Annotated in this window: 37 protein-coding genes; 13 read left to right on the top strand and 24 right to left on the bottom strand. The window is 64.1% G+C overall.

Translation table 11 applies throughout. The features are described from left to right. Positions 1 to 6: 6 nt before the first annotated feature. The 4 genes from VARPA_RS10085 to VARPA_RS10070 are packed head-to-tail and all read right to left on the bottom strand — an operon-like array spanning position 7 to position 4,704. On the bottom strand, positions 7 to 1,782 hold the full coding sequence (locus VARPA_RS10085; RefSeq protein WP_013540454.1) for a terminase: 1,776 nt from the start codon (positions 1,780 to 1,782) through the stop codon (positions 7 to 9). Next, positions 1,766 to 2,746 (bottom strand): terminase small subunit, encoded by a 981-nt coding sequence (locus VARPA_RS10080; protein ID WP_234974988.1) that lies wholly within the window; start codon positions 2,744 to 2,746, stop codon positions 1,766 to 1,768. The genes VARPA_RS10085 and VARPA_RS10080 overlap by 17 nt, the downstream gene beginning before the upstream one ends. Positions 2,747 to 2,764: 18 nt before the next feature. Continuing rightward, positions 2,765 to 3,892: a PAS domain-containing sensor histidine kinase gene (locus tag VARPA_RS10075; RefSeq protein WP_013540452.1), complete on the bottom strand. Its 1,128-nt coding sequence runs from the start codon at positions 3,890 to 3,892 to the stop codon at positions 2,765 to 2,767. Positions 3,893 to 3,897: 5 nt separating this feature from the next. Further along, entirely contained in the window at positions 3,898 to 4,704 is an 807-nt protein-coding gene (locus VARPA_RS10070) for an alpha/beta fold hydrolase (protein ID WP_041943474.1), read from the bottom strand. 197 nt (positions 4,705 to 4,901) lie between these two features. Between VARPA_RS10070 and VARPA_RS10065 the strand changes: the two genes are divergently transcribed. After that, complete coding sequence (locus VARPA_RS10065; protein ID WP_013540450.1) at positions 4,902 to 5,534, top strand: response regulator transcription factor; 633 nt, start codon at positions 4,902 to 4,904, stop codon at positions 5,532 to 5,534. 286 nt (positions 5,535 to 5,820) lie between these two features. Here the strand turns inward: VARPA_RS10065 and VARPA_RS10060 are convergent, their stop codons facing one another. Genes VARPA_RS10060 through VARPA_RS09985 form a run of 15 tightly spaced genes read right to left on the bottom strand, consistent with a single transcriptional unit; the run spans position 5,821 to position 13,938 of the window. Next, complete coding sequence (locus VARPA_RS10060) at positions 5,821 to 6,375, bottom strand: hypothetical protein (RefSeq protein WP_013540449.1); 555 nt, start codon at positions 6,373 to 6,375, stop codon at positions 5,821 to 5,823. A 16-nt stretch (positions 6,376 to 6,391) separates the two neighbouring features. Next, a complete protein-coding gene (locus tag VARPA_RS10055; protein ID WP_013540448.1) occupies positions 6,392 to 6,925 on the bottom strand; it encodes a nuclease domain-containing protein in 534 nt (177 codons plus the stop codon). Further along, a complete protein-coding gene (locus VARPA_RS10050; RefSeq protein WP_013540447.1) occupies positions 6,922 to 7,143 on the bottom strand; it encodes a lipase chaperone in 222 nt (73 codons plus the stop codon). The genes VARPA_RS10055 and VARPA_RS10050 overlap by 4 nt, the downstream gene beginning before the upstream one ends. After that, positions 7,140 to 7,640 carry a hypothetical protein gene (locus tag VARPA_RS10045; protein WP_013540446.1) on the bottom strand — a complete coding sequence of 167 codons (501 nt, stop codon included), beginning with the start codon at positions 7,638 to 7,640 and terminating at the stop codon, positions 7,140 to 7,142. Before VARPA_RS10045 ends, VARPA_RS10050 begins: the two co-directional genes overlap by 4 nt. Further along, positions 7,637 to 8,071, bottom strand: coding sequence for a hypothetical protein (locus tag VARPA_RS10040; protein ID WP_013540445.1), 435 nt, complete (start codon positions 8,069 to 8,071; stop codon positions 7,637 to 7,639). The genes VARPA_RS10045 and VARPA_RS10040 overlap by 4 nt, the downstream gene beginning before the upstream one ends. After that, the gene (locus VARPA_RS10035; protein WP_013540444.1) at positions 8,068 to 8,331 is read right to left on the bottom strand and encodes a hypothetical protein; all 264 of its coding nucleotides are present in this window, start codon (positions 8,329 to 8,331) and stop codon (positions 8,068 to 8,070) included. The genes VARPA_RS10040 and VARPA_RS10035 overlap by 4 nt, the downstream gene beginning before the upstream one ends. Next, positions 8,328 to 9,056 (bottom strand): hypothetical protein, encoded by a 729-nt coding sequence (locus VARPA_RS10030; RefSeq protein WP_013540443.1) that lies wholly within the window; start codon positions 9,054 to 9,056, stop codon positions 8,328 to 8,330. Before VARPA_RS10030 ends, VARPA_RS10035 begins: the two co-directional genes overlap by 4 nt. Beyond that, positions 9,053 to 9,295 carry a hypothetical protein gene (locus tag VARPA_RS10025; RefSeq protein WP_013540442.1) on the bottom strand — a complete coding sequence of 81 codons (243 nt, stop codon included), beginning with the start codon at positions 9,293 to 9,295 and terminating at the stop codon, positions 9,053 to 9,055. Before VARPA_RS10025 ends, VARPA_RS10030 begins: the two co-directional genes overlap by 4 nt. Next, entirely contained in the window at positions 9,292 to 10,245 is a 954-nt protein-coding gene (locus VARPA_RS10015) for a hypothetical protein (protein ID WP_013540441.1), read from the bottom strand. Before VARPA_RS10015 ends, VARPA_RS10025 begins: the two co-directional genes overlap by 4 nt. A gap of 1 nt (position 10,246) precedes the next feature. Continuing rightward, positions 10,247 to 11,110, bottom strand: coding sequence for a phosphoadenosine phosphosulfate reductase family protein (locus VARPA_RS10010; protein ID WP_013540440.1), 864 nt, complete (start codon positions 11,108 to 11,110; stop codon positions 10,247 to 10,249). Then, positions 11,110 to 11,412, bottom strand: a complete 303-nt coding sequence (locus VARPA_RS10005) for a hypothetical protein (protein WP_013540439.1) — start codon at positions 11,410 to 11,412, stop codon at positions 11,110 to 11,112. The genes VARPA_RS10010 and VARPA_RS10005 overlap by 1 nt, the downstream gene beginning before the upstream one ends. Continuing rightward, positions 11,409 to 12,254, bottom strand: a complete 846-nt coding sequence (locus VARPA_RS30145) for a hypothetical protein (protein ID WP_013540438.1) — start codon at positions 12,252 to 12,254, stop codon at positions 11,409 to 11,411. The genes VARPA_RS10005 and VARPA_RS30145 overlap by 4 nt, the downstream gene beginning before the upstream one ends. Next, positions 12,251 to 13,417 (bottom strand): DNA-methyltransferase, encoded by a 1,167-nt coding sequence (locus VARPA_RS30140; protein ID WP_013540437.1) that lies wholly within the window; start codon positions 13,415 to 13,417, stop codon positions 12,251 to 12,253. Before VARPA_RS30140 ends, VARPA_RS30145 begins: the two co-directional genes overlap by 4 nt. Next, positions 13,417 to 13,731: a hypothetical protein gene (locus VARPA_RS09990; protein WP_013540436.1), complete on the bottom strand. Its 315-nt coding sequence runs from the start codon at positions 13,729 to 13,731 to the stop codon at positions 13,417 to 13,419. The genes VARPA_RS30140 and VARPA_RS09990 overlap by 1 nt, the downstream gene beginning before the upstream one ends. Positions 13,732 to 13,758: 27 nt before the next feature. Beyond that, complete coding sequence (locus VARPA_RS09985; protein WP_013540435.1) at positions 13,759 to 13,938, bottom strand: hypothetical protein; 180 nt, start codon at positions 13,936 to 13,938, stop codon at positions 13,759 to 13,761. Positions 13,939 to 14,037: 99 nt separating this feature from the next. Here VARPA_RS09985 and VARPA_RS09980 point away from each other — a divergent pair, with 99 nt between their 5' ends. After that, positions 14,038 to 14,298 carry a hypothetical protein gene (locus VARPA_RS09980; RefSeq protein WP_013540434.1) on the top strand — a complete coding sequence of 87 codons (261 nt, stop codon included), beginning with the start codon at positions 14,038 to 14,040 and terminating at the stop codon, positions 14,296 to 14,298. Between the two features lie 111 nt (positions 14,299 to 14,409). Here the strand turns inward: VARPA_RS09980 and VARPA_RS31965 are convergent, their stop codons facing one another. Beyond that, positions 14,410 to 14,697, bottom strand: a complete 288-nt coding sequence (locus VARPA_RS31965) for a YdaS family helix-turn-helix protein (RefSeq protein WP_080559442.1) — start codon at positions 14,695 to 14,697, stop codon at positions 14,410 to 14,412. An 86-nt stretch (positions 14,698 to 14,783) separates the two neighbouring features. Between VARPA_RS31965 and VARPA_RS09975 the strand changes: the two genes are divergently transcribed. The 9 genes from VARPA_RS09975 to VARPA_RS09940 all read left to right on the top strand — a co-directional run bounded on the left by VARPA_RS09975 (position 14,784) and on the right by VARPA_RS09940 (position 20,141). Then, complete coding sequence (locus VARPA_RS09975) at positions 14,784 to 15,515, top strand: S24 family peptidase (protein WP_013540433.1); 732 nt, start codon at positions 14,784 to 14,786, stop codon at positions 15,513 to 15,515. A 176-nt stretch (positions 15,516 to 15,691) separates the two neighbouring features. Then, on the top strand, positions 15,692 to 15,889 hold the full coding sequence (locus VARPA_RS09970; protein WP_013540432.1) for a hypothetical protein: 198 nt from the start codon (positions 15,692 to 15,694) through the stop codon (positions 15,887 to 15,889). Then, positions 15,886 to 16,008, top strand: a complete 123-nt coding sequence (locus tag VARPA_RS31830) for a hypothetical protein (RefSeq protein ID WP_268741650.1) — start codon at positions 15,886 to 15,888, stop codon at positions 16,006 to 16,008. Before VARPA_RS09970 ends, VARPA_RS31830 begins: the two co-directional genes overlap by 4 nt. Next, positions 16,005 to 16,760 carry a methyltransferase gene (locus VARPA_RS09965; RefSeq protein ID WP_144298960.1) on the top strand — a complete coding sequence of 252 codons (756 nt, stop codon included), beginning with the start codon at positions 16,005 to 16,007 and terminating at the stop codon, positions 16,758 to 16,760. Before VARPA_RS31830 ends, VARPA_RS09965 begins: the two co-directional genes overlap by 4 nt. After that, on the top strand, positions 16,757 to 16,948 hold the full coding sequence (locus tag VARPA_RS09960; protein ID WP_013540430.1) for a hypothetical protein: 192 nt from the start codon (positions 16,757 to 16,759) through the stop codon (positions 16,946 to 16,948). Before VARPA_RS09965 ends, VARPA_RS09960 begins: the two co-directional genes overlap by 4 nt. A gap of 112 nt (positions 16,949 to 17,060) precedes the next feature. Continuing rightward, positions 17,061 to 17,297 carry a hypothetical protein gene (locus VARPA_RS09955; RefSeq protein WP_013540428.1) on the top strand — a complete coding sequence of 79 codons (237 nt, stop codon included), beginning with the start codon at positions 17,061 to 17,063 and terminating at the stop codon, positions 17,295 to 17,297. Positions 17,298 to 17,383: 86 nt separating this feature from the next. Beyond that, complete coding sequence (locus tag VARPA_RS30135; protein WP_080559441.1) at positions 17,384 to 18,109, top strand: ERF family protein; 726 nt, start codon at positions 17,384 to 17,386, stop codon at positions 18,107 to 18,109. Continuing rightward, entirely contained in the window at positions 18,106 to 19,035 is a 930-nt protein-coding gene (locus tag VARPA_RS09945; RefSeq protein ID WP_013540426.1) for a lambda exonuclease family protein, read from the top strand. Before VARPA_RS30135 ends, VARPA_RS09945 begins: the two co-directional genes overlap by 4 nt. A gap of 8 nt (positions 19,036 to 19,043) precedes the next feature. Continuing rightward, positions 19,044 to 20,141, top strand: coding sequence for a hypothetical protein (locus VARPA_RS09940; protein WP_013540425.1), 1,098 nt, complete (start codon positions 19,044 to 19,046; stop codon positions 20,139 to 20,141). Positions 20,142 to 20,289: 148 nt separating this feature from the next. Here the strand turns inward: VARPA_RS09940 and VARPA_RS09935 are convergent, their stop codons facing one another. Together VARPA_RS09935 and VARPA_RS09930 are read right to left on the bottom strand one after the other, a co-directional pair. Beyond that, positions 20,290 to 20,841, bottom strand: a complete 552-nt coding sequence (locus VARPA_RS09935) for a hypothetical protein (protein WP_041942841.1) — start codon at positions 20,839 to 20,841, stop codon at positions 20,290 to 20,292. Between the two features lie 72 nt (positions 20,842 to 20,913). Next, on the bottom strand, positions 20,914 to 21,552 hold the full coding sequence (locus VARPA_RS09930) for a hypothetical protein (RefSeq protein ID WP_144298959.1): 639 nt from the start codon (positions 21,550 to 21,552) through the stop codon (positions 20,914 to 20,916). Positions 21,553 to 21,584: 32 nt separating this feature from the next. On the opposite strand from VARPA_RS09930, the gene VARPA_RS30525 reads away from it, so the two are divergent. Next, positions 21,585 to 21,920: a helix-turn-helix domain-containing protein gene (locus VARPA_RS30525; RefSeq protein ID WP_080559370.1), complete on the top strand. Its 336-nt coding sequence runs from the start codon at positions 21,585 to 21,587 to the stop codon at positions 21,918 to 21,920. Further along, positions 21,917 to 22,114 (top strand): hypothetical protein, encoded by a 198-nt coding sequence (locus tag VARPA_RS09920; protein WP_013540422.1) that lies wholly within the window; start codon positions 21,917 to 21,919, stop codon positions 22,112 to 22,114. The genes VARPA_RS30525 and VARPA_RS09920 overlap by 4 nt, the downstream gene beginning before the upstream one ends. A gap of 2 nt (positions 22,115 to 22,116) precedes the next feature. On the opposite strand, the gene VARPA_RS09915 is transcribed toward VARPA_RS09920, so the two are convergent. Next, entirely contained in the window at positions 22,117 to 22,359 is a 243-nt protein-coding gene (locus tag VARPA_RS09915) for a hypothetical protein (RefSeq protein WP_013540421.1), read from the bottom strand. After that, positions 22,356 to 22,625 (bottom strand): hypothetical protein, encoded by a 270-nt coding sequence (locus VARPA_RS09910; RefSeq protein WP_013540420.1) that lies wholly within the window; start codon positions 22,623 to 22,625, stop codon positions 22,356 to 22,358. Before VARPA_RS09910 ends, VARPA_RS09915 begins: the two co-directional genes overlap by 4 nt. Positions 22,626 to 22,644: the final 19 nt, after the last annotated feature.

Below are 22,644 nucleotides of genomic sequence, written 5' to 3'. Positions count from 1 at the left end.
GTGCTCCTACGCGCGCCAGTCGGAGACCGGTGCTTCGACGTAGGCGGTGTTCTGGGTGAGGTTGGCCAACATGCCCAGCTCCTTGGCCTGGGCCCATTGGCGTAGCGCGTCCGCGCCTTCAGTGCAGCCGTTGCTCTTGTCAGGCTGGTCGATGAAGCGGTTCTCCGAGGTGCTGTACTTCTTCTTGTAGCCCTGGATGCGCTCGATGCCCTGCTTCGTGCCATCGAGGTCGAAGAAGGCGCCCTTGATGTGCTTGCGCACGCTGTAGATGCCGGTCATCAGCTCGGTGACGCGCGGCACGATGAAGAAGGCCTGGCCGGGCATCAGAAGCTGCAGCTGCTCTCGAGTGCTGCGGTTGTAGTCGCCGAGCCGCTTGTGGTCGGCGTCGTGAGGCAGGAAGTGGCCACCGTAGAGGTAGCCGCGCTCTTGGAGGTGGCGCGCGTAGTGGCGCAGGTCCTCCTCGTGCTCCTCGTAGTAACCGATGAAGCGGTCTTCGTTGCGCAGCATCTGCATGAACCAGATCGCCGTGCCGTCGCTGTTCCCGATGTCCCAGAACGTGAATACGGGCAGGTCCAGCAGTGGCACCTGGCAGATGGCGCCGCGTTTGCGCAGCAGCACCATGTCCTTCGCGTAGTAGTGGCCGGCGGTGGACTGCTGGAATGCCTCCTCGGGCGTCGAGGGGTACTCCTGCCACATGCGCTCCTCTTTGCCGGAGAAGTCGTTGCGCAGCTTCTCAACGTACCAGGCGCGCTGGGCCGGGTCTATCTTGACGTCGACCTTCGTCTCGAGCTCGTCGAAGTAGTCGTGCTGCTCTGGGCTGATCGGAACACCGACCGGGTCGATCGAGTAGTTCGGGTCCTGCCACCACGCATAGAAGTGGAAGCGGTACTGGCTGGGCGTGAGCTTGCGCGCTCCCGCGACCAGGGCCTGCGCGCGCTGGCATATCTCGTAGAACTCGCCCTCGGTGCCTTCGGCGGTGCTCTCGATGACCAAGATGCCCGACAGCGGCACGGCCTGGAACGAGCCGGTGACCACTTCGTTGGCCTTCGCAGGGAACTTCGCGCAGATCTTCCCGAACTCGGAGACGTGCAGGCGGTGGATGGTGCCGCCGCGCACGCTGGTGGCCACGCGGATGCTGCTGTTGTTGTGGCCGAACAGCAGTTCCTTCGTGCTGGCGCGGGCGAGCGGGAAGCGCTGGCGGATCTCTTCAGGCAGGTGGTCGTAGGCGAACACCACCTTGTCGCGGAAGATGGCCTCGGCCGTCTCGCGGTCCTGGGCAATCATCCCGCAGCGCTGGTTCCCGTTGAACAGCGCGTGGTCGAGCCAGAGGATGGCAATCAGCGTGGTGAAGCCGAGCTGCCGGGCCTTGAGGATGGCGTTGCGGTGCCAGAGCCGCGTGATGAAGCGCCGCTGGGCCCGGTTTGGCTTGAACGGCATGACGAAGGAATCGCCCTCGTCGATGATCTCGCCCGCATCGTTCTTGACCGGCTCGCCCTTGACGATGATCTGGTACAGGCAACCGCTGAACAGGCGCCATTCCGGGTCGCGCAGGCAGCGCTCGAGCTCCGCCGCGTTGGTGGGCAGGAGCTCGGCGTGCTTGGCGATGTGCGGCCCGCGCTTGGGTCGGCGCCGGTTGTCCCAGCGATGCCCGAGCTGCACGTCGACCGCGCGGCCGGCCTCTACGTCCAGCGCGGTGTTGTCTTCATCGAGCGTGCCGGTGTCGTCTTCGTCGAGCGTGCCGGTGTCGGCCAGGCCCGACGCCTGTTTAGCCTGGGCGGCCATCGTCGATGTCCTCCCGCGGCATCAGGCTGTTGGGGCCCGTCGGGGCTTCTGGCGTCTCAGGGTCGTTCGCGACAGGCCGGAACCCATTGCCGTTTCCGTTGGCGATGCTGTGCAGCAGCGCCGCCAGCGGGTCGGTCTTCTGCTGGTTGTCCTTCTCGTAGAGGCCGAGGTGCTTGAATAGCTTCTCCATCGCCGCGCCCTTGTCGTGCATGGCGATCTCGATGCCGAACTTCGTCATCTTGGCGCCTGCGTAGAGCGCGATGGCCCGGGGCGAAAGGCGCCGCGTGTCGGCCAGCACGGTGCGCGCGTGTCCATCACCACCACAGTCTGGGCAGGATGGATGCGGTGGCTTGAGCGGATCGAAGCCGATGCCGCCCTTCTCGTCGAAGTCAGCCAGGCTGCCAGCCTTCAGGGCGTGCTGCTCCTGGTCGTGATTGAACTCGCCGATGGTGCGTTGGAACTTGAAGCCCTCGCCCCAACAATGCCGACAGCAACCGACCTTCACCTGCACCAGCTCTCGCGGGTCAGCCAGCATGATGTTCCACGCTTCCGTCACCACGCGATCGGCATCGACCTGGGTGCGCTCCTGTTGCAGCTTCCGTGCGGCAGCGATAGCAGCCTGGATGTACGGTTTTGACAGGTTCTCGGACGCCATCTGCCGGGCGCTGTCTGGGCTGTATCCGGCTCGGATGGCAGCCTGGGTGCCGTTCAGGTCGACCAGATACTCGTCGACGAAGCGCTGTTGAAGGTCAGTAACTACTAGCTGCGCGGGTTGGGATGCTGGTGCTGGGCGAACTGGTCGAGCCGGCTTCTTCTTCGTCGCCTTGGCGGGCGGAGCCTTCTTGCGCGCAGGTGCGCCCGCGGCCTTCTTGGCGGCTGCGGGCTTGGTGGTGGTCTTCTTCGATGCGGGTGCGTGCTTCTTGGCCGGCTTGCGAGATGCCATGCACGTGAGTCTTCCCGCCATCGGCGGCCGGGTCGAACCCTATAGGGGGCCCATACTGGAAAAACGCATCACGAATCTAGTCCCTTCCTCCGAGGAAGAAACAACCTCCATCTCGCCGCCGTGCGATTTGGAAATTTCGTTCACGATGAAGAGGCCAAGCCCAACACTTCGTGTCGAGTTGCCTGCCCCCACGCCTCTCACCATAGGCTCAAACAGCGTTGCGACCATCTCAGCTGGGATCGGGGCCCCTTGGTTCTCTATCGAAAGCGTCGCGCTCGCTCCATCGGTCTCGGTTCGAACGATGATGGGCGTTCCCGGAAGCCCGTAGGTTGCCGCGTTGCTTGCCAAATTCCCTATAAGCTGCGCAAGTCGGTCAGCATCAGCAATGCAATGCCCCTCTCCCCGCACGACATGCATGATCTTCCGGTTCGGAAACGCAAGGCCCAGTTCGTCAACTGCATGTGCTGCAACCTCGTGAAGATCGATTTCACCGAGCTTGACCGACAAACCTTTTCCGATGCGCGCCTGGGTGAAGTCGAGAAGCTCTTCGATAAGGCGCTGAGCCCGCTCTGCCGAGTCGCGGACATGGCCGAGCACGCGAGTTCGACGCTCTTTCTCCACACGCGCAAGTAACTGCACCCCCATAAGAATTGCCGACAAGGGGTTGCGCAGGTCGTGGCTGACGATGCCGACCATCTGCTCGGCAAAAAGAGCTCGATCTCTCAGCAGGTGCTGCGCTTGACGCTCCGCTTCCAGCAAAGAATCCGCCTTCTTCCGCGCGTTCATGAGTTCTCGCTCGTAGCGGTTTCGGTCTTGCGCGACGAACGCCGCAACTTCGTCGAACTCGCCTTCAGCTCGTTTGCGGCGCCGAGCGTTCAGGATCATGGGAATGGTCGTGCCGTCGCGATGACGAACCTCGAACTTCACTTCCGCCAAAGAACCCTGCATCTGCAGGGAGGGTGCCCAGTGAGTCTGGTGAAAGATTCGTCCGCCCATGGTGAACATGTCTTGCAGTCGCTTCTTCTCGACGAGCTCTTCGCGAGCCATGCCAACCCACTCGCAGAACGTGACGTTGACCTTCAGAATGGTCCCGTCCAGAGCGGTCACAAGCATGCCGCAAGGCGCCTCGTCGAAGAGCGCGCCAACATCCGGCAAGGGGCTAGTCATGGCAGTTACGGCCGGTCGAGCCTGTCGAGAAATTCATCCATCGCGTCACTGCTCTCGCTGGGGGCGCTTAGATGCGGGCAGTGACCGATGTTCGTCACAACGCGCAACATGCTATGGGGCAAAGCGCGGTGCATGTAGTCACCGACGGCCATCGGAGCGATCAGATCGTCCGAAGACTGAATGATCAACGTCGGAGTCCGGAAATCTGGGAGATCCTTCCGGTTGTCGGACATGAAAGTGACCTTCGCAAACTGCTTGGCGATCTCCGGGTCCGTCCGGCAAAAGCTGGCCGTCAGCTCGGCACCGAGTTCGGGCCGGTCAGGCACGCCCATGATCGCCGGCGCCATGTTGCTCGCCCAGCCCAGATAGTTGCTTTCCAGCGTGTCCAGCAAGGAATCAATGTCTTCGTGCGTGAAGCCACCGACGTAGTCCCCCTCGTTGATGTAGCAAGGCGAGGGGCCAATCATCATGTGAGAGGCGAAGGTGCCTGGCGCCTTGAGGTCAGCCAGCATGCCGATCATCGCGCTGACCGAATGACCAACGAATTGCACAGGACCGATCCCATACTCGCACGCAATCTCTATCAAATCATCTGCGTACCCCTGCAGGCTCGCATACTTGGATCGATCGTAGGCGCGCAGGTCGGACCCACCGGCTCCAACAAGATCCAAAGTGATGACGCGGAAGCGGTCAGCAAAGCGCGGCGCCATGAAACGCCACATGTTCTGATCACAGCCAAAACCGTGCGCGAAGATCATGGTCTGCTTGCCATCGCCTTGCACGTGAATGTTGTTGCGTTGCTGGAGATTCATGGCGATGCCAACAATGAAAACGCTCATTCTGCCCAAATCGACGGAAAACGTCTTTACTTCGAGTTTTTTCCCCACAAATTACAAGATCTACTTGCCTTTGTGCAGGACAAATGCCCGTGCAAGAGAAAGTAGGGGAGCGCCGTGGCATCGTGCGTCCTCTCTCCGCATCCCTTTCCCTCTATGCCTCAGGAACTCAAATGATCAAGATCGGCCTCGTAGATGACCACGCCATCGTTCGCGCAGGAATCAAGGCGTTTTTGACATCGTTCGTCGAGTTCCGTGTGGTCGGGGAGGCTGGTTCTGGCCGCGAGGCCATCGATCTTGTGCGCAGCACTGATCTGGATGTGCTCGTCATGGACTTGTCGATGCCCGGCCAAAGTGGCATCGATGCTCTCGCCATGATTCGCGCGAAGGCTCCGGACATCGGCGTGCTCATGCTCAGCGGCCACCCCGCGGAACACTATGCACTGAACTTGATCCGCCAAGGCGCCTCCGGTTATCTGAACAAGGATTGCGATCCCCAGGAGATTGCAACAGCGATTCGCACGGTTGCACTGGGACGCCGCTATATTTCTCCAAAGGTTGCCGAGCTCCTCGCCGGCGAACTGGACCGCAAAGACAATGCGCCACCTCACAAACACCTGTCTGAACGCGAGTTTCAGGTGTTCCTGAAGCTGGCACAAGGCGAGTCCGTCGGTACGATAGGCGAGGAGCTGTCGCTGTCCGTGAAGACCATCAGCACCTATCGCACGCGCCTGATGGAAAAGATGAATCTCTCTTCAAACAGTGATCTCACCTACTACGCGATGAAAGCCCAGCTGATCGACTGAGCCAGAAGCTGGCCACTTCTCAGGTGCAGCAATGACGAATCGTAGTGTTGAATTACCGACTACAGCTGCGCTATGCGAGAGAGCCCGCAGGGCCATTGCGAGCTGTGTAAGTGCCGCCGCAACCTCGCGCGAGCTTCGCAAGCAAATCGTGAAGCAGTTTGTCATGCTGCCTCGTCCGCGGCCCGAATTGCATCATATGCGGGTGAGGTTCGGTGCAAAGGCGGCTCCTTCAAGCGGGCTGGTCATAGGCTTGTGTTGGAAACTCCAGCTGCGGGTTCGAGGCCCACTACCGTGACTTGGCTTCAGGGGCGCATAAGGGCGCGTATGAAGTCCCGTTGGCCGCTTCCTTACTCGTTTGGACGATCGCAGCGAACAGTTGACCCTGACCAGGATTGACCCGGACTTCTAGTGCGTTTACTTGCCGCCGCAGACGTTTCACCTCTTCCCCAAGCTCGGCCGCCAAGATGGCAGAGTTCCGGCCGGCCTCGATTGCCGCGGCTTGGGCCGCTGCGCCAGCCATGAGGTTGGCGAGCGAGCGGTCCTCTCGAGGCGTCAGCGTGAGTACGTCGTCGCCAATCTCAATCTTGACCATGCCGTTGGGCATTACGGTCTTCGACATCGGGCGGGCCGGCGGGTGCTGCGGCGCCGGCACGTACACCCCGCGCTGCACGCGCAGGATCGCGCCATCGTCGGCCAGGGTGCCCACGCGGTCGTCGATCACGCTCAACTTCAGGCCAGTGAGCTCGGCCAGCGTCTCGCGGGTGACGATCTGCTCCTGGGCGTGCAGGTCTTGCACCGCCTCGAGCACCAGGGCGGTAGTGGATTTGCGGGCATCTGCCATTCGATTGTTCTCCTCGTTAAATTCTGGCCAGCGCCCATTCGGCGGCGCGGCGCTCGCGGGGTGTGGCCGGCTGCATGCCCGCCACGATGTCTTGCCAGATGGCAACCATCCAGCGGTGAGCAGTGCTGAACCGCTCCACCTTCTCTTCCGCCGGTGCGGACCCTTGGTCGAGCCATCGGTGGCAGGCATCACAGCCGTACACGTGCCATTGGTCGTCAGCCTTGCGCGCGCCGGCCTTGCCGTGCACCGACTGGTTGCTGTGGCACGCGACCGTGGTGGCCGGATCCGGCCGGCACACGCCTGGCACCTGCAGCAGGCATCGCTGTCCTCTGGCCATCGCCAGCAGCGCGGGGTTGCGCTGCGGAGCGGTCTTCGGCACGGCGCCCCGGAAGTCGGCGTCGTTGATAGCGACCATGCGGACGATTCGGCCGGGCACCGGCAGCACCTTCGCGATCACTGTGCGGTCCGGGCCCGAAGCGAGATCCACACCGATGACCTTCGGCTGACGGCGCTTGAACCCGGTGCGCATGAGCGGCGCGCTGCGCTTCATGGCAAAACCCGATCCATCCAATGCTCGCGCACCCCTGGCCACAGCTTGCCGCCCACGACGTCACACGCAACTGCGTAGGCGTCGCCCATCTCGTGCGCGATGGTGGGCACCGCCTGCAGCTGCTCGAAGTACCGGCGATGCACCTCCATCGCTTGCGCGTGGGTGATGCCGCCGTCCAGCTGCGCCATTGCGGGACGCGGAAATTGGACTACCGTCATGGGCACACAGCTCCGACGATTTCGCCCGTGTCCGGGTCGACCTGCATCCGCTCCCACTGTTCGAAGCTGGCGGGGAACGTCACGCCGAGCTCGGTGGCGGCGAACGCGCTCACGCGGTCGATGAACCTGCTGTAGCCCTTCACGCCGAGATCCTCGGAGCTGACGCGCACGCGCCGGCGCACCTTCTTGCCCGTGAGAGGGTTCTTGGTCGTGACGGTCTTGTAGCCCAAGTACTCCTCGCGGAAGTGCTCCTTCCAGACCTTGAGCGTGAACTGGGCACCGTTCGGTCGCGCCTGCGCCGCGATTGTCTTCAGCACAACCCCGTGGTAGTACTTCCGCTGCCGGTCGGTCTTCGCGTCTTCATGCAGGCGGACCTCAATTTCGAGGAGACGGCCCGCTGCCCACTGCTCCTTGCACCACGGCGCAACACGCTCGAGGAAGCTGGAGCGGGCCCGTTCCTGGTCGGGCCAAACAACAGTGAGGGCAAGGTCGGTCATCGAGCAGTTCTCCGGTAGGGCCACGCCACCATGGCAGCGTCGCGTTCGTGTTGGTTGCTGCGCGCGGACCAGCGGGTAACGAGCGCAAAGGCCTCTGCATCCAGCTTGGCGCCCTTGGCGGTCGGGCTGATGCCGTGGGCGGGAATGCCGAGGTCGGCGCAGATGGCGGTGATGAGGGAGCACCAGGCATCCACCTGGCCCAAAGAGCGCGCGGTGGCCAGCGCCGCGCCGTAGTCCTTCTTCGTGCGCGCGTTCCAGGCACGGCGCTCGAGGCGGCTGTCCTCAAAGACCACGCGCGCTGGCATGCAGTGGCGCAAGTTGTGCTCGATGGAGTGAGGCTCGATGGTCTTCAGGAACGTGAGGGCGCCACCGTCGAAGGCGGCCAGCCCGGTGCTCGCGCCGGGGTCGATGCCGAGGATGTGGACCGTCACAGCAGCGCTCCTTGCGGCGAGCTGCGCAAGGCATCCATGCGCGCGGCCGCGGTCTTGACCGCGTCGTGGCCGGCCTTCCACTCCTCGCCCCAGATGGTCCGCAGCGCCGTCTTGTACTCGTCGCGCAGCGTGCCGTCTTTGCGGGAGCGCCAGTACTCTGGCCCGTTGGCAATGCCGCGGGCGAGGCATTCGCGACAGTTGGCGGTGTAGCCTGGCCAGTCAGCGCGCACAGCTGCGCGGGCGCAGTTCGGGCACGTCATGCGCGGCGCCTTTCCGCATCGTTGGCAGCGTCAAGACCTGTAAAAGGCGTGGCGCGGTAGTTGCGCCAGCGATCGCCAGACCTCACTGCCTGCACCGTGGCCTGACTCACGTCCATCTCGCGCGCGAGACACCGGGTGCTCTTCTCGCTCGTGAGGATTAGGGCGACCCTCTCGTCGTTGAGCTTCCCCGTGGCCTTGCGCTTGGCTGCCGCAATGGCGTTCCGGTGCAGCAGCGTCTTGGGCTTGCCCTTCAGCTTCACGCCGCGGTTGGCGCGCTGCATGTGCTCGAACAGCACGCAGTCGTCCGGATTCGCACAGGTCATCGTGATCGTGGTGGCGCGGTTGAGCTTCCGCTGCCTGACTCCCCAGATGCGCCGGCGCACAGAGCGCTCGGTGCCAGCCCAGGCGGCGTACATGGCCGGGCCCCGGTCGGGGTCGATGCGCCCAGTCCACAACATGCAGCCGTCGACCGCACGGCAGCGGCCGTAGATCTCGTCCAGTTGCTCCTGCTTCGACGGGCACCATGCCGCCACGGCGAAATGCCGGCTGCCATCAAGGCGCACGAACTTCACTGCACCGCTGGCCAACAGTTCGTCGATGATCGGGCGCAGCAGGCGGCGTGCGGTCTTAGTTCTTGCCAGGTCACTCCAGCGAACCGGCGTTTCCCGGATACAGGCGAAAACCTCGTCCAGGTCGAATTTGATGATCGGGCGGCGCGTGTTCATGCCGGTTCAGGCTCCTGGGTTGGAATAAAGGCGCAGTCGTTCGCCGGTACAAGGGCGGCGAAGTGCTCGGCGCACACAGCGAGGCGGCTCTGCTGCACTGCGCGATACCGATTGAAGGCTTCGCTGGCCGGGACCGAAAGCTCGCCGCGCTGAAGCAGCGAGCGCTCCATGCAGGCGATCGCGTGCAATTGCTGCTGCGCGGACACAGCAACGCGGGTGATGGCTGTTGCGTTGGTCATGCGGGTACTCCTTGTCGTTGCTCCACCGCGCGGCGAATGCGGGCGGTGTATTGCGGGAACGTCTCGCGGCTGACGCTGAGGTCGTGCTCGTTCCATCGGCCCAGGCATAGCTCCTCGCCCTTCGCTTCGATGGTCGAGCGGTTCTCGTCCCAGGGCTTCTCAGGCATGCCGACGCCGGAGGCGATCTGCGCGGCCTCGCCGAGCTGGCGCTTCACGATGCCCAGCAGGTAGGCGAAGCCCTTGGGCGGGGTGGCCTTGGCGCAGATGTCGGCCGCGGCTTCAAAGGTTTCGACGGGCACGCCCTTCGCGATCAGCGCGACGAGCTCCGGGTTCGACGGATTGACGTCGGCGACCTTGCGCGCCTTGATCGCACGGCAGACCTCCCCTGCCTTCGTTGGGCTTTGCCCATCCACCCCCACCGATCCGGCCGTAGTTCGGGCGTGGTGGTGGTTTTCTTCTTTACCAGTACTGGTTCCGGTTCCGGTTCCGGTGCCGTCTCTCCCGGTGTCGCTCCGGGTGTCGTCCTGCTGGTGTCCATCGTCTGTCCCATGGGACAGACCAGTCCTTTCCGCCTCTTTCCGTTGGCGGTACTCGGCCTTCCGGCGGCGCTCCGCCTCGCGGGCGGCCAGCATCTCCAGGACGCGCTTCGTCACCGTGTCGTGATATAGGCGGCCGTCCGAGGCCTCCCACCAGCCGCGCATGAGCTTGGATCGCACCTTGGCGAAGGTCTTCATGGGCATGCCAATGCGCACCGCGATGAGCTCGTCTTCGTTGGGCAGGGAGCCGCAGGGTTCCTGGCGCCAGGCCGAAAGCCACAGCATCAGCAGCCACGGCTTCACGTCCGCTGGCGCGAGCGCCCAGGTGTCTGATTGCTCGATACGCTCGTGGTCAAGCTCGAAGCGCCAGCCCTTCGCGCGGGTATCTGCAGGGTATGGAACTGGTCTCGTCACGTCAGTCCCCACAGAAGCATGCGAGGGCTTCCTCGTCGTGGTCGAACATGTCAACCTGGTCGGCGGCGTACTGCTCGATCTGGGCGTAGCTCGGGCCGTCCTTGGTGAACCGCGCTCCCCGGCCGGTGGCGCCCGGGATCATCGAACCGTCTTCGGCGCGAACCCACCACGTGATCGGGTAGCGCCCCGCGCGGGCGATCGAGAGGCGCTGTGCCGGCGGCTTGTTGAAGCAATAGACACAGTTCCCTTCCATCGTGCGTCCGTTGGCTGTCCCCAGTTCGAGGTCGAAGGCTTGGGCTTTCCAAAACGCCGCAACGTCTTGCACGCTCACGCCGGCATCGGCCAACGGCATGCACATGGTCTCGTCCTTGGTCTCGGTGCTGGTGCCGCGGGCGCGAATCTTCGACACGCGGCGCTGCTCATCGGCGCGAATGCCGATGAGCTGGTCCCACTCCGGCCACGCATGGAAGGCGCGCAGGTAGCGGTGCATGGTGCGGATCTTCAGTTCGCTGGTGCAGAAGCGACTAACCGGGTTTGGCAAAAACTGCCGGCGCCGAATCAATGCTGTGAACGGTTCACCCTCTCGCGCCGCCCACCTCGGATCGGTGAAGGCGCGGAACATTCGGTCATCGTCGCCCAGGTACTCCAGCCACACGATGCGCACTCCCCACTCGTGAGAGCAGCGCGCGACGAACTGCAACGTCTCTTCGGCCTCCAGGCCGGTGTTCGCGAAGCACACCACCAGCCAGCGCGCGCGGTCCTCGCGCGTGTTGGCCTGCAGCACGCGCCACAGCATATATGCGCTGGTGCGGCCACCACTAAAGCTCAGGCAGGTGGGGCCGATCAGCTTGAAAGGATCGCGCATCAACTTTCCACCTCCGGAAAAAGGCGGGCCTGATCGGGCTGCGGGATGCGCAGCAGCTTCTGGCGCTTGTTGGTTTTGGGATCGATGCGGAAGCCACGCTCTTCGAGCCGGCGGGCGGCCAGCAGGGAATCGACGCGGCCGCACACGCCGTTGATCGGCATGCGGGCCTTCTGGCTGATCTGCTGGCGGCTCAGCGACACGCCGGGACGGAACAGGCGCATGACCTGCTCCTCCTTCGGCGACAAGTAGAGCGATGGGGACAGCGAGCGGTAGGCTTCGGCGGAGGTTTCGGAGACGCTCATTGGCCACCAACCTTTCCCTGCAGGTCGCGCAGCGATTCGAGCGCCTGCTCGACATTGCGGACGGCACCCGGTAGACCGCGCCACGAAGACATCGGGTCGGCTTGCAGCGCGAACTTGATGGCGTGCACCTGGCTTTCTTCGGGCTGCCAGCCGAGCAGATCAATACCAGTCGCCTCCTGGAGCTTGGCCAGCTTGTCGACCAGCTCCTGGTGCTTCTCGCCGCGCCGGCGCATCTCCTTCGCAATCCGCTCTTCGACGGTCTTGTCGACCTCGGCCAGCGCCGCGTTCTTGGCGCGGTTGACCATGCCTTCGACATCGCGCACCGGCTTGCGCAGCAGCGCGCCGAGGAAGGTCTTGGTCACGGCCTTGGGCTCCAGCTTCGGCGCCGGCTTCATGACTCGGCACTTCAAGCCGTTGAATTCCATGAACCCCCAGTTCGAGGGGATCTCATCCAGCTTCGCCACGTTGGGCGCTGCGAGAAGCCACCAGCGGTCCATGTACTGCATGACGGGCCAAGCCTTCTCCGGCTGCTTGAGCTCGCGCAGCCAGTCGGAGCGCGCGGTCTTCACCTCGTAGCCGTTGTAGTCCATGCCACGGGACGGCCAGAGGTTGAGCACCACGATGTCGGCAGCGCGCGATGCATTCGAGCCAGTGCCGTTGGCGACCTCGAACAGGCAGGCATAGCCGTTGGCCTCGCTGTAAGTGGCGGCCATGTGCGCGTTGACCATCGGTGTGGTCACCTTGCCGATCGGCGCTGCCGCGGCAGGCTCAGGCGCTGGCGTGCCGGAATCGACTGCGTCCAGCGCCTGAGTCGTCAAATCATCGAGCTGCAATTGGCTCATGCCGCCTCCAGACGAAGCGACGGTTGCCGCAGTCGATCGGCCTGCAGCGACTCGTTCGCCGCGTTGAGCTCGATTCCGATGAAGTTGCGCCCCAAGGCTTGCGCCACTTCACCGGTGGTACCCGAGCCGAAGAAGATGTCGAGGACGGTTCCGCCGACCGGGCATCCGGCCAGAATGCAGGGTTCGATCAACTTTCGCGGGAACGTCGCGAAGTGCGCGCCGCTGTAGGGCTCACTCGGCACCGTCCAGACGCTGCGGCGGTTGCGTTTGGTGGTTAGGTCGCCCGAGCCGATCGCGGCGTCATAGCTTGCATTGAGCTTCGTGCCGCTTCCAGCTTCGGCCAACTTGCGAGCGCGGCGACCTACACCCGGCTGCGGGTCATTTGCTGCGCGCGTGGTTCTCGCCTTCGGGTCGGCATCGGAATACCCCCAGCCCACCCCGTTTGTCTTTCGGTGGGCTTCCGCTGTCTGATGCGCCGCGGCGGTGTGCGGTGCGTCGCCTTGGGCCCAACCAGATGGATGCTTGGGCATTGCACGACGCGCGTGCGCTGTGCCCTGCACAGGCTCTTGCATGGCCTCGAAGTCGTAGTAGTAGCGCTCGCTCTTTGCCAGCAGGAAGATGTACTCGTGCGCCTTCGTGCAGCGATCACGAATGCTCTCGGGCATCGGGTTCGGCTTGTGCCAAATGACGTCCTGACGCAGCCACCAGCCAGCGTCCTGCAATGCAAACGCAAGGCGCCAGGGCTGGCCCACCAGGTCCTTGGACTTCAGCCCCTCTCCTGGCATGCGCCGCGGCGGGTTCTCCCAGGCTGCACCCGGCTGCAGCGCGCCACGGCTGTTTGTTGCCGGCGTCGCTTTGCCGCGGCCGTGGTTCGATAGGCTCGACGCGGCGTAGCTGTCGCCCATGTTCACCCACATGGTCCCGTCATCACGCAGCACTTGTCGGCATAGGTCGAAGACCTCGACCATGCCGGCGAGAAATTCAGCCAAGGTCGGCTCGCTGCCGATCTCATGCACCTTGTTCGGATGACCTGCGGGCAGATAGGAGCGCAGCCCCCAGTACGGCGGCGACGTCACGATGGTGTGCACCTGAACGCCGTCCGCGATCATGCGCCGCAGGACCATGCGCACGTCACCGAAGTGGCAGCGGTTGAGCCAGTCCATCAGTGGTGCCCTCCCCGCTGCGCGAATTCGGGGCCCTCAAAAGGCCCTGTCAGTTTGCGCATCGCGTCGGTACGCTCCCCGTCATGAATCAACTTCTCCGCAACCATTTGTCGCCACGTCTTGCCGTAGCAGGTCAGGTAGATGAAGTCGCGCAGCAGCGTGGCCGTGTCGGTGTTGCTCAGGCGGCAGTGCCTCAGGAATACCTCGTTAGTCGTTTCGTCAACCTTGGTCTTCAGGTCCTCGGTCAGCTTTCCGAGTGGCCCGGCGATGCCGCGGGCGAAGGCCGGCTCTTGGTCTTGGTCGATGGTGGACATCTCGAACTCGTGGTGGGGGTGAAGTGGTCAGCCGATCGGCTGCAGGTCGGCGACGCGGGCAGCGAACACGTCGCGGAAGACGGTGTGGCGCCAACTGCCTTCGGGGAACGGGTTCGCCAGGGCGAGCTCTTCGCCCCGCTCGGCAGCCTGCTCGGCGAGGTCGACAACCTCGGAGTGGTCCAGTGTGAAAAGGGACTTGATGTGCATCAGGCGGCCTTCGGGGGACGGAGGTGACGACGAGGTGCCCGCGCCCCCGCGGGGTAGAGTCCGAGTTCCTCAACACGGACCCCGCGAGGGGCAGACAAAATGGATGTGGAGTCCCTCAAAAAGCTCACGGACACGATGGAGCTGATTGCGGCTCGCAGTGCAGCGACCGAACTCATGGTGCGAGCCCTTCTGCACACCCATCCGAACCGCGAGGCTGCTCAGATTTATGCGGAGCGGATGCTTGGGCAGTCCCTGGCACAACCGGGCTTGGTTCTGAACCCGTCTGGAGCGGCGCACGCCAAGGCAGCGTTTGCATTTCTGATGCAACCGCCTCCGCCAGCGATGGACCCCGAAGCCTGAGGTCGACACGAGCGCAGCCGTCCTGCACGGCTGAAAAGAGCATTTCCACCCGGCTGACGTTTCGGCGCACGAGCGCTCGCGTACGCGGCCCTTGCTTGGTCGTGCTCCGCATCACGCAGCCTCCTCTGCGTTGGCCCGTGCAGCGAAATCGAGTACCGGGCGGCCCTGAGGGTTCGGCCAAGCCGAATCAGGTATGCGGCGCCAGGGCTCGTTTGGGTTCAACGTCTCGCACGTCACCACGCCGCTGGTCGCCCGCTCGATCGGCGGGCACCTCTCGGCTGGAACCGGCCGCGCGTCCGATGCCCACTGGGAGATCAATACGGGCGAGACACCAATTTCGCGGCTAAGCCGGGAAGCGGCGCCCCGGCCGGCGCCGGAGAGGTATGTTTTCAGGTCCATAGCCTCTAATTTAGCGTTACGCGAAAGCATCGTCAATAGCGAAACGCGCATGTACGTTTTTCGCGTTTTGCTATCGAATCCCGCCCATGAAAGACATTGACGAAATCAGGCGAGAGAACCTGCGATTGATCGAGCAGGAACGGGGCGGCCCAGCTGAAGCTGCGCGCATCGTCAACATGTCTGCCGCGCAGTTCGCAAACCTGCGCGATGGAGCGAAAGACTCAAAAACAGGCAAGCCGCGCGGGATGCGAAAAGAGACCGCGCGCCGCATTGAGGAGGCCGCTAAAAAGCCCGAGGGCTGGCTGGACCAGGAACATCAAGCCTCGACCGTCCCGCCATCGCCCGCGCCGAGCGTGAGCGAAAACGAGGTGGTAATCGTCCAGTACGAAGTCGGCGGCGGGATGGACACGCGGGGCAAGCTGCTGCTGGAAGCGGAGCCACCCGGCATCATTAAGAGCTGGAAGGTCGATCGAGAGTGGTTGCAGCTGAACGTGCGCTCGTACACCAGCCTGGCGAACCTCTGCATCGTCACAGGGTTCGGTCCGTCGATGAAGGGGATGTTCAACCCCGGCGACCCGCTGCTGATGGATCGCGGCGTGAATCGCGTCGATCACGAAGGGGTCTACTTCTTCCGCGTGGGCGACGAGGGCTACATCAAGATCTTGCAGCGGGTCCCCGAGTTCAACGGGCCCGGCTTTGTTCTGCGCGTCATTTCCAAGAACAAGGACGACTTCCCGCCCTACGACATCTCACCCAAGAATCCGCATCTACACATCATCGGGAAGATCCTGACGGTGTGGAAAAGCGAGCAGTACTAGCCCCAGCCTCCCCCCTCCCCCCGCACACCGAAGCCCGCCTCGCGCGGGCTTTTTTGCGCCCCTCGCCACAGGGCCAAAACCAATATCGAGGCAATTTCGCGTTTCGCTATTGACAGTCATTTTGCGTTTCGCTAAATTACTTCTCAGGGCCACCAACCGGCCTACGAGGAGCGCAAATGCACAACAACCCCGGGCGAAGCGCCCACCCCACGCTGGCCGCGGTATCGCCCGGCGATGACTTCAGCGAAGAGCAGCTGATCGCCTTCGACCGCGCCTATGCGGTCGCCAAGGACGCCGGGGCACTGGACCGGCTGCGGGCCGCGGCCGCCGTGAGCCTCGAGCTCTCCCACAACCGCTCGGCGAGGCTGGCGTGAAGGCAGTCCTGCAAGCCCAGCTGCTGGAAATCCAGCGCCAGATCGCCGCCATGCGGCGCCGCTACGCCGAGGTGCGCCGCGAGCGCGCCATGGCTCCACTCAAATGGTGCGCAGCATGAGCCGCCGCATCGATTCCGCCGTGCTCGCTGTCATCGAGCGCGCCGACACCAGCGGCAACGCGCTGCGCCTGGTCGGACAGCTCGATCGCAAGACCTACACCGCGGTGAATGGTGTCCTCGAGGCCGTGGGCGGCCGCTGGGACCGCAAGGCGAAGGCCCACCTCTTTGCCTGCGACGCCGATGACGCGCTCGAGCAGATCCTGCTGACCGGCGAGGTGCTCACAACGAAGACCAAGCAGCAGGAATTCGGCTTCTTCGAGACGCCGGAGCCCATCGCCCGCAGGGCTGTGGCCGCCGCCCACATCCAGCCCGGCGCGCTGGTCCTGGAGCCATCGGCTGGGCACGGCGCCATCGCTCGCATATTGCGCGCCGCCGGCGCCACCGTGCGCTGCATCGAGCTTCTGCCGGAGAACGCCAGCGAACTCGTCGGCCAGGGCTTCAACGTGCAGGAGGCTGACTTCCTGACAGTAGCCCCGACCGCCATCTACGACCGCGTGGTGATGAATCCGCCGTTCGCGAAGCACGCGGACATCAAGCACGTCACGCACGCGCTCCAATTCCTCAAGCCCGGCGGCCGGCTGACCTCGATCATGTCGAACGGGCCGACCTTTCGCACCGATCGCCGAACGGTCGAGTTCAATGACTTGATCCGCTCGCTGGGCGGCACCGTCGAGCCGCTGCCCGAGGGCGCCTTCAAGGCGTCGGGAACGATGGTCAACACGATCATGGTGTCAGCCGAGGTCGCAGCGTGAGCACCGCCCGCCGCTCCTTCGCTCAGCACGCCGTCGACTGGGCGCTCGGCACCTTCGCCTGCTTCGTCCTGCTGGTGCTCATGGCCTGGATGGACAGCAAGAAGTCGGAAACCGCCGCGCTGCGCCGGTCGACCGCGGTGTCCACCGATCGCACCGCCGAGCACGCAGCCACGAGAGGCACGCGATGAACCGCGTCCGTCTCAACACCCTCCTCGCCGACCCGCACAAGGTGGTCACCGCCGCTTGCGCGCTGGCCGGCATCTTCGTCTTCGCCCTCCTCCTCTACGAAAGGATCGCATCGTGAGCGTTCGCCTTGTCCATCCGCCGCGCCCGCACGCCGGCGTCACCGCCCCGACCGGCTTTCCGCCGGCGGCCAACGACGAGGTCATCGGTGACCTCTGGTTTCCTTCCACCGGTCGCGACTATCTGATCGTCGGCGCCCTGGTGCTGTTGCTGATCCTGGCCGCCGTGCTGCTCGCCATGTACGGCGAAGGCCCGCGCGATTCCTGGTTCGCTCTCTGGGGCACCGCAAAGTGACAGCCGCACTCGCCCGCCCAGAGCCGGAGGTTCTTGCGCCGCAAGCGCAGTTGGTCCTCCCGCCGCGCAACGAGATTGCGACCGTCATGCACGCCATCACGGCCGCTGCCAACGACCCGAACGTCGACATCGACAAGATGGAGCGGCTGTTGAGCATGCACGAGCGCATGCACGCCCGTGCCAACGAACAGAAGTTCAACGCGGCGATGACCAAGGCGCAGGCCGCCATGGGGCCGATCTCGGCCGACGCGGTCAATCCGCAGACCCGCAGCACCTACGCCAGCTACGCGCAGCTCAACCGAGCCCTGCGCCCGATCTACACGAAGAACGGCTTCGCGCTCAGCTTCGACACCGCCACGAGTGACCAGGCGGGCCACGTCCGAATCCTCTGCTACGTCTCGCACGCGGCCGGCCACATGCGCACATACAAGTGCGACATGCCTGCCGACGGCAAGGGCGCCAAGGGCGGCGACGTGATGACCAAAACCCACGCTTCCGGCTCAGCCATGACATATGGACAGCGCTACCTGCTGAAGCTGATCTTCAACGTGGCCATCGGCGAGAACGACGACGACGGCAATGGGGCCGGCCCCGGCCCCAACGACCCGAGACAGGTCAGTGATGCGGATCGCCTCGCCGACTCGCTGTTCGATCGTCTCCAGGGCACCAAGACCGATGGCGAAGCAGCGGCACTGTGGGCAGAAGGTTGCATCGCGCTGGCGGATACGAAGCGCCGCGACCTCTACACCGAGTTCAAGGACGCGGTCATCGCCCACCGGCGGAAGTTGAAAGCAGGAGGTCGCCCGTCGTGATCCTGCTGAACTACACCCAGGGCAGCGAAGACTGGCTGCGTGCACGCTGCGGCGTGGCCACCGCCTCCCGTTTCAGCGAGGCGCGCGAGAAGGTGGGCGGCCTGACCGACCAACAGCGCCTCTATGTCGAAGCGCTGCAGCTTGGCATGGATGAGCCTGATGCACGCGCCAAGGCCGGCTACAAATCCAAGCCGGTGGCGGGGGGCATCGCCAAGGCGCTGAACGGCGAGCCGACTGAAGAGCCCGGCGCCTCGGCGATCAAGTACGCCTGGCTCGTGGCCTTCGAAACGATCAGCCGCGAACCGCTCGACGACACGTTCGTCACGTACGCAATGCGCCGTGGGCGGGATCTCGAACCCAGGGCGCGTGTGGTCTACGAGAAGCGCACGGGTGCGCTGGTCGAGGAAGTCAGCCTGATCCTGACCGATGACGAGCGATTCGGGTACTCGTCCGACGGCCTGATCGATGACGACGGCATGGTCGAAATCAAATGCCCGTTCTCGTGCGACAAGCTGGGGCAGGTCTGGGCTAGTCCGGAAACCGCGCACCTCGAATACATCGACCAAATCAACGGCGGCCTCTGGATCACCGGGCGCCAGTGGTGCGACCTGGTGGTGTATTGCCCGTGGCTGGAACCGGTCGGCAAGGATCTGTTCGTCAAGCGCATCTACCGCAACGAAGACGCCATCGCTGCTCTCGAAGCCGACCTGATCGGCTTCATGCGGCTGGTGGACAGCCACCTCGAGGTGCTGCGCACGCCCGCAAAGATGTCCGGCGCTCCCAAGGTCGCGCCGGCAGACGCGCCCGCTCCAGCCGTCGTGAGCGCGGCGGACCCTGACCCGGCTCCCGCACCCATGCCCCCCCTGCTCCCTGAGCCCGCCGCGCCCGCGCGCAGCGGTCGTCCTGTTGTCGACAACCCGTTTTGAGAGGCTTTATGTCCGATCTATCCACCATTACTCCCAGCGAAGTAGCGACCCAGCCGCAGACCATTGCCCAGGCTGCACTGGCGCTCTTCGCGCCCCTTGAAACCGAGGTTAAGACCCTCGCGGAGCGGTACCGCGATGTCGCCTTCGACATGAGCACGCCGAAGGGCTACAAGGCCGCCAAGGATGCACGTCTGGAGCTTCGCGAATCGGGCCGCTTCGCCCTGCAGCGCCTGCGCGACAAGACCAAAGACCAACTCAACGACTGCAAGAAGGTCGTCGACGGCGAGGCCACGCGGTTGATCGAACTCGTGGAGCCCGTCGAAACCGTCGTCGACGACCAGATCAAGGCTCACGAGAAGAAGCTGGCAGACGAGAAGGCGGAGCGCGATCGCATCGAAGCCGAGCGCAAACAGAAGCACCTGGACGCAATCGCCACGATCGAGGGCTACGTGGCCAAGGCCGAGGGGCTACCCATCGACCGCATCGAAGCCGGGTTGGCCTACGTGCGGGACATCGACGTGAGCGCAGAGGTCTTCGCGGACTTCGCCGTGCGCGCCGCGGCGCAGAAGGACGCGACCATCCGCGTTCTGGAGAAGCTGATCTCCGAAGCGCGCGAACGCGCCGCAGCAGAGGCGCTGCGCCTGGAGAACGAGCGGCTGCAGGCCCAGCTCGATGAACTGAAGCGCCAGCAGCCTGCCGCAGCGCCCGCAGCAGAGGAAACCGCCGCGCCAGTCGCGCAGGACGAAGAGCATCGCCAAGAGGCCGAGCAGGCGCGCCCTCGCCCGACGCTGACCAGCTACTCCGTCCGCCGCGCTGTGCACGCACCGGTTGCTGCGCCAGCGCCGATCCAGCAGGCCCTACCGGTTGCGCCCGCCGCCAATGAAGCCGCCGACCACGGCACACCCGCGCTGCGCATCGGCGTCATCGCCGAGCGGCTCGGATTCGCCTTGACCGCCGAGCAGCTGCGCGGCCTGGGCATCGGACCCGCTTCGCGCGAACGAGGCGCCACGCTCTATCACGAGCACCAGTTCCCGCAAATTTGCGACGCCCTCGCGCGCCGCGCCGCAGAGGCCAAGGCCGCTCACGCGCAGCCGCTAGCCGCATGAATCACCTTCAGCAGGAGAGAGCATGAGGCCTTCGCCGACCATCCAAACTGCCCGCATGTGGCCGATGCCTCCGTGCCGAGCGGTGTTCGGCGATCGAATCGCTACCCCTCGTGAAACAGCGTGGCATGGGACTCGGTCGCTAGTCCTATCACTCGTTGAACAGCTTGGCCGCCAGGTCCTCAATCGATTCAAGGCGGGCACGAAAATCTTGGCGCTCACCGTCTCCAAAGGTGGAGCGCGGCTCCATGTCCGCGATAGCGAGCTTCATCTCCTCAGCCATTGCAGCCAGCGCTACGAAGATCGCTATCTTGTCGGTTGGAAGGAGATCAACGGGTACGAGAGGGCCAAGGCGGGCCGATTGCTCGACAAGATGCTTCAGCGATTGCAGTCTCGCGGGGCTGTTCGCTTGAACCACTTTGTCCGCGCCTCGAGCGGCGCTAACGAGCAGCGCTGTGAAGCTAAGAGCTTTTCTTCGTGCATCCGAGCGCTCAAGCGATCGCTGCCGCCTCGGAAGCCAGATTGCAATCCCGAGAGCGATGAGAGAGCCAACGGCTTGCACCCAGGCAGGGGCTGCCGACTCCAAAAACTTGGCGAACCACGACCAACCGCCCGCAGCGACGAGGGCAAGACTGGCAAGCAAGAGGACGAGGGCGAGTGCCCCGATCGCGGGAGCCCAATTTGGGTCGTCATCTTGCTGCATTTATTCCTCCGGTTCGAACTGTCCCTGCTTGGCGGGGCGTACGGCCTTTGCCTTTGCCTTGGTCTGGCCGGCTTAGAAAATCGGGGTTGCATGAGTCCCGGCAGCGATCTGGTCCGCTCTTGCCTTCAGGTTCTCGAAGCTTGTTTTGCAGTGCCCAATGTGATTGTCGAATGCCTCGAAAAGTTGGGCGGCACTCGTCGTGTTAAGCGTGCGGGCTGCAGAAACGCCAAACGCGAGCAAGCTCCTCAACTCCCGACAGTGCTCCATCAGGATTACGAAGTCACGCAGCATGACGGGGTCATCGAATTCGTGGAGTGGCACGGACGTAATGTGCAATCCGAGTCGAGCGATGTCGTCCATTTCGAAGTAGATGGTCTTGTCGTGGATTTCGACGACGGTAGCGCGATCAGGCATCTTCGTTCGCAGCCACTTTGCCTGCGTCAAGCTGGTGTGCGCGAGGGCGACCACGACCGCATGCCTGCGCTTGCGAGTCTCGACATCGACCTCCTTCTGGCGCCCACGCTCCAGATCGTGCTGCCAAAAGACGACGCCTGCCGTCGCCGAGATAGCAAGCACAGAAAACACCGCTTGAACCCAGGATGCGAGGCCGCTGTTGGCGTTTGTCCAGTTGACGACAGTGGGCCAGCCAGCCACCAAGGCGATGAGCAGCGCGCAGAGAGTCCACGCGATCAGCATTTTCCAACCGTTCATTTTCCCCATCCTGACTCCTTGAAGGCGGCAGTATGAACCTCCTCAATACTTCCCCCGAAAGCGCGCACGCACGAGATCCAAGTCGTGCTCAAGGAGCCAACGGCCCGCGCATTCACCGACAGCGCGGCGTCGCGCCGTCCGTTCGCGAAATCGTCATGACGCGTGCCAAGGCCGCCGGCATGAGCCTCAACGAGCTCGAACGCCGTGCCCGCTGGTCCACGGGCACGCTGTCGCGGGTCCTGCGCGCCAACATGACGCTCGCCTCGCTGGAACGCATCGCCGCCGCGCTCGGTTGCCCCGGATGGGAACTGCTACGCGATGCCACGGCTGAAGCCACTCCATCGACCAGAGGCGTCCGAAACCAATGACGCGTACTTACAAGGTCATGGGGAAGGATGAGTTCGGCGTCGAACTTGAGCGCACTGGCGACCTGGTGCGCCTACGCACACACACGCCCGGCTGGCCGTTCCCGGCCGAGCGCACGTTGCCGCGCAAAGCGCTGGTCTGGATCTGCGGTGATCCCGAGCCGACGGCTAGCCCGCAGGAGGCGGGCACGGCATGACCTCAATCCTCGTCGAGGTCGAATTCCATCTGCGCCTGCTTGATGACGCGCGCAATGTCGGGCCGGTGCTGATCGCGGTCGCGAAGGATCGGCACCGTCCACGTCGGGCCGCCCTCGCCTCCATCCGTCCATCGCACGCCGCCGAGATGCACGTCGGTGACCTGCCCGGCCAAGCCCGGCAGCGATTCGATGCGCTCAATCAGGATCTCTTGCAGCTGGCGCGCCGTGCGCGTCGCCTTGCTCATGGGCGAGGCGCGGAAGCCTCTGTATCGGGCTCCTCGTCGAAGGACTCTGGCTCGAGCGACGCCTTGGCCGCCCTTTCAGCCACCATTTTCCGGGCTGCGAGCACCAGGGCCTTGGCCCTCCGAATGGCCATCACCTTTCGGAGTAGGTCGTCTTTTGGCGCTGTGGCGCCGAACGCCGCGATGGCCTCCTCGGCCTCTGCAAGCTCGCAATCCAGGAGCCGCTGCAATTCACCAGCGGTCCAAGTCTTGACGTTCGCTCCTGACATTCTTTCTCCTCTGTAGGCC

It is taken from the genome of Variovorax paradoxus EPS (assembly GCF_000184745.1).
GTDB classification, from domain to species: domain Bacteria; phylum Pseudomonadota; class Gammaproteobacteria; order Burkholderiales; family Burkholderiaceae_C; genus Variovorax; species Variovorax paradoxus_C.
Note: the sequence above shows the minus strand (reverse complement) of the source record. Positions and strands in the feature narration are given on the sequence as shown.

Excerpts from the sequence above, each read along its gene's own strand:
- VARPA_RS10085 (WP_013540454.1), bottom strand. The coding sequence starts at position 1,782 with ATGGCCGCCCAGGCTAAACAGGCGTCGGGCCTGGCCGACACCGGCACG.
- VARPA_RS10080 (WP_234974988.1), bottom strand. The coding sequence starts at position 2,746 with ATGGCGGGAAGACTCACGTGCATGGCATCTCGCAAGCCGGCCAAGAAG.
- VARPA_RS10075 (WP_013540452.1), bottom strand. The coding sequence starts at position 3,892 with ATGACTAGCCCCTTGCCGGATGTTGGCGCGCTCTTCGACGAGGCGCCT.
- VARPA_RS10070 (WP_041943474.1), bottom strand. The coding sequence starts at position 4,704 with ATGAATCTCCAGCAACGCAACAACATTCACGTGCAAGGCGATGGCAAG.
- VARPA_RS10065 (WP_013540450.1), top strand. The coding sequence starts at position 4,902 with ATGATCAAGATCGGCCTCGTAGATGACCACGCCATCGTTCGCGCAGGA.
- VARPA_RS10060 (WP_013540449.1), bottom strand. The coding sequence starts at position 6,375 with ATGGCAGATGCCCGCAAATCCACTACCGCCCTGGTGCTCGAGGCGGTG.
- VARPA_RS10055 (WP_013540448.1), bottom strand. The coding sequence starts at position 6,925 with ATGAAGCGCAGCGCGCCGCTCATGCGCACCGGGTTCAAGCGCCGTCAG.
- VARPA_RS10050 (WP_013540447.1), bottom strand. The coding sequence starts at position 7,143 with ATGACGGTAGTCCAATTTCCGCGTCCCGCAATGGCGCAGCTGGACGGC.
- VARPA_RS10045 (WP_013540446.1), bottom strand. The coding sequence starts at position 7,640 with ATGACCGACCTTGCCCTCACTGTTGTTTGGCCCGACCAGGAACGGGCC.
- VARPA_RS10035 (WP_013540444.1), bottom strand. The coding sequence starts at position 8,331 with ATGACGTGCCCGAACTGCGCCCGCGCAGCTGTGCGCGCTGACTGGCCA.
- VARPA_RS10030 (WP_013540443.1), bottom strand. The coding sequence starts at position 9,056 with ATGAACACGCGCCGCCCGATCATCAAATTCGACCTGGACGAGGTTTTC.
- VARPA_RS10025 (WP_013540442.1), bottom strand. The coding sequence starts at position 9,295 with ATGACCAACGCAACAGCCATCACCCGCGTTGCTGTGTCCGCGCAGCAG.
- VARPA_RS10010 (WP_013540440.1), bottom strand. The coding sequence starts at position 11,110 with ATGCGCGATCCTTTCAAGCTGATCGGCCCCACCTGCCTGAGCTTTAGT.
- VARPA_RS10005 (WP_013540439.1), bottom strand. The coding sequence starts at position 11,412 with ATGAGCGTCTCCGAAACCTCCGCCGAAGCCTACCGCTCGCTGTCCCCA.
- VARPA_RS30145 (WP_013540438.1), bottom strand. The coding sequence starts at position 12,254 with ATGAGCCAATTGCAGCTCGATGATTTGACGACTCAGGCGCTGGACGCA.
- VARPA_RS30140 (WP_013540437.1), bottom strand. The coding sequence starts at position 13,417 with ATGGACTGGCTCAACCGCTGCCACTTCGGTGACGTGCGCATGGTCCTG.
- VARPA_RS09990 (WP_013540436.1), bottom strand. The coding sequence starts at position 13,731 with ATGTCCACCATCGACCAAGACCAAGAGCCGGCCTTCGCCCGCGGCATC.
- VARPA_RS09985 (WP_013540435.1), bottom strand. The coding sequence starts at position 13,938 with ATGCACATCAAGTCCCTTTTCACACTGGACCACTCCGAGGTTGTCGAC.
- VARPA_RS09980 (WP_013540434.1), top strand. The coding sequence starts at position 14,038 with ATGGATGTGGAGTCCCTCAAAAAGCTCACGGACACGATGGAGCTGATT.
- VARPA_RS31965 (WP_080559442.1), bottom strand. The coding sequence starts at position 14,697 with ATGGACCTGAAAACATACCTCTCCGGCGCCGGCCGGGGCGCCGCTTCC.
- VARPA_RS09975 (WP_013540433.1), top strand. The coding sequence starts at position 14,784 with ATGAAAGACATTGACGAAATCAGGCGAGAGAACCTGCGATTGATCGAG.
- VARPA_RS09970 (WP_013540432.1), top strand. The coding sequence starts at position 15,692 with ATGCACAACAACCCCGGGCGAAGCGCCCACCCCACGCTGGCCGCGGTA.
- VARPA_RS09965 (WP_144298960.1), top strand. The coding sequence starts at position 16,005 with ATGAGCCGCCGCATCGATTCCGCCGTGCTCGCTGTCATCGAGCGCGCC.
- VARPA_RS30135 (WP_080559441.1), top strand. The coding sequence starts at position 17,384 with ATGCACGCCATCACGGCCGCTGCCAACGACCCGAACGTCGACATCGAC.
- VARPA_RS09940 (WP_013540425.1), top strand. The coding sequence starts at position 19,044 with ATGTCCGATCTATCCACCATTACTCCCAGCGAAGTAGCGACCCAGCCG.
- VARPA_RS09935 (WP_041942841.1), bottom strand. The coding sequence starts at position 20,841 with ATGCAGCAAGATGACGACCCAAATTGGGCTCCCGCGATCGGGGCACTC.
- VARPA_RS09930 (WP_144298959.1), bottom strand. The coding sequence starts at position 21,552 with ATGAACGGTTGGAAAATGCTGATCGCGTGGACTCTCTGCGCGCTGCTC.
- VARPA_RS30525 (WP_080559370.1), top strand. The coding sequence starts at position 21,585 with ATGAACCTCCTCAATACTTCCCCCGAAAGCGCGCACGCACGAGATCCA.
- VARPA_RS09920 (WP_013540422.1), top strand. The coding sequence starts at position 21,917 with ATGACGCGTACTTACAAGGTCATGGGGAAGGATGAGTTCGGCGTCGAA.
- VARPA_RS09915 (WP_013540421.1), bottom strand. The coding sequence starts at position 22,359 with ATGAGCAAGGCGACGCGCACGGCGCGCCAGCTGCAAGAGATCCTGATT.
- VARPA_RS09910 (WP_013540420.1), bottom strand. The coding sequence starts at position 22,625 with ATGTCAGGAGCGAACGTCAAGACTTGGACCGCTGGTGAATTGCAGCGG.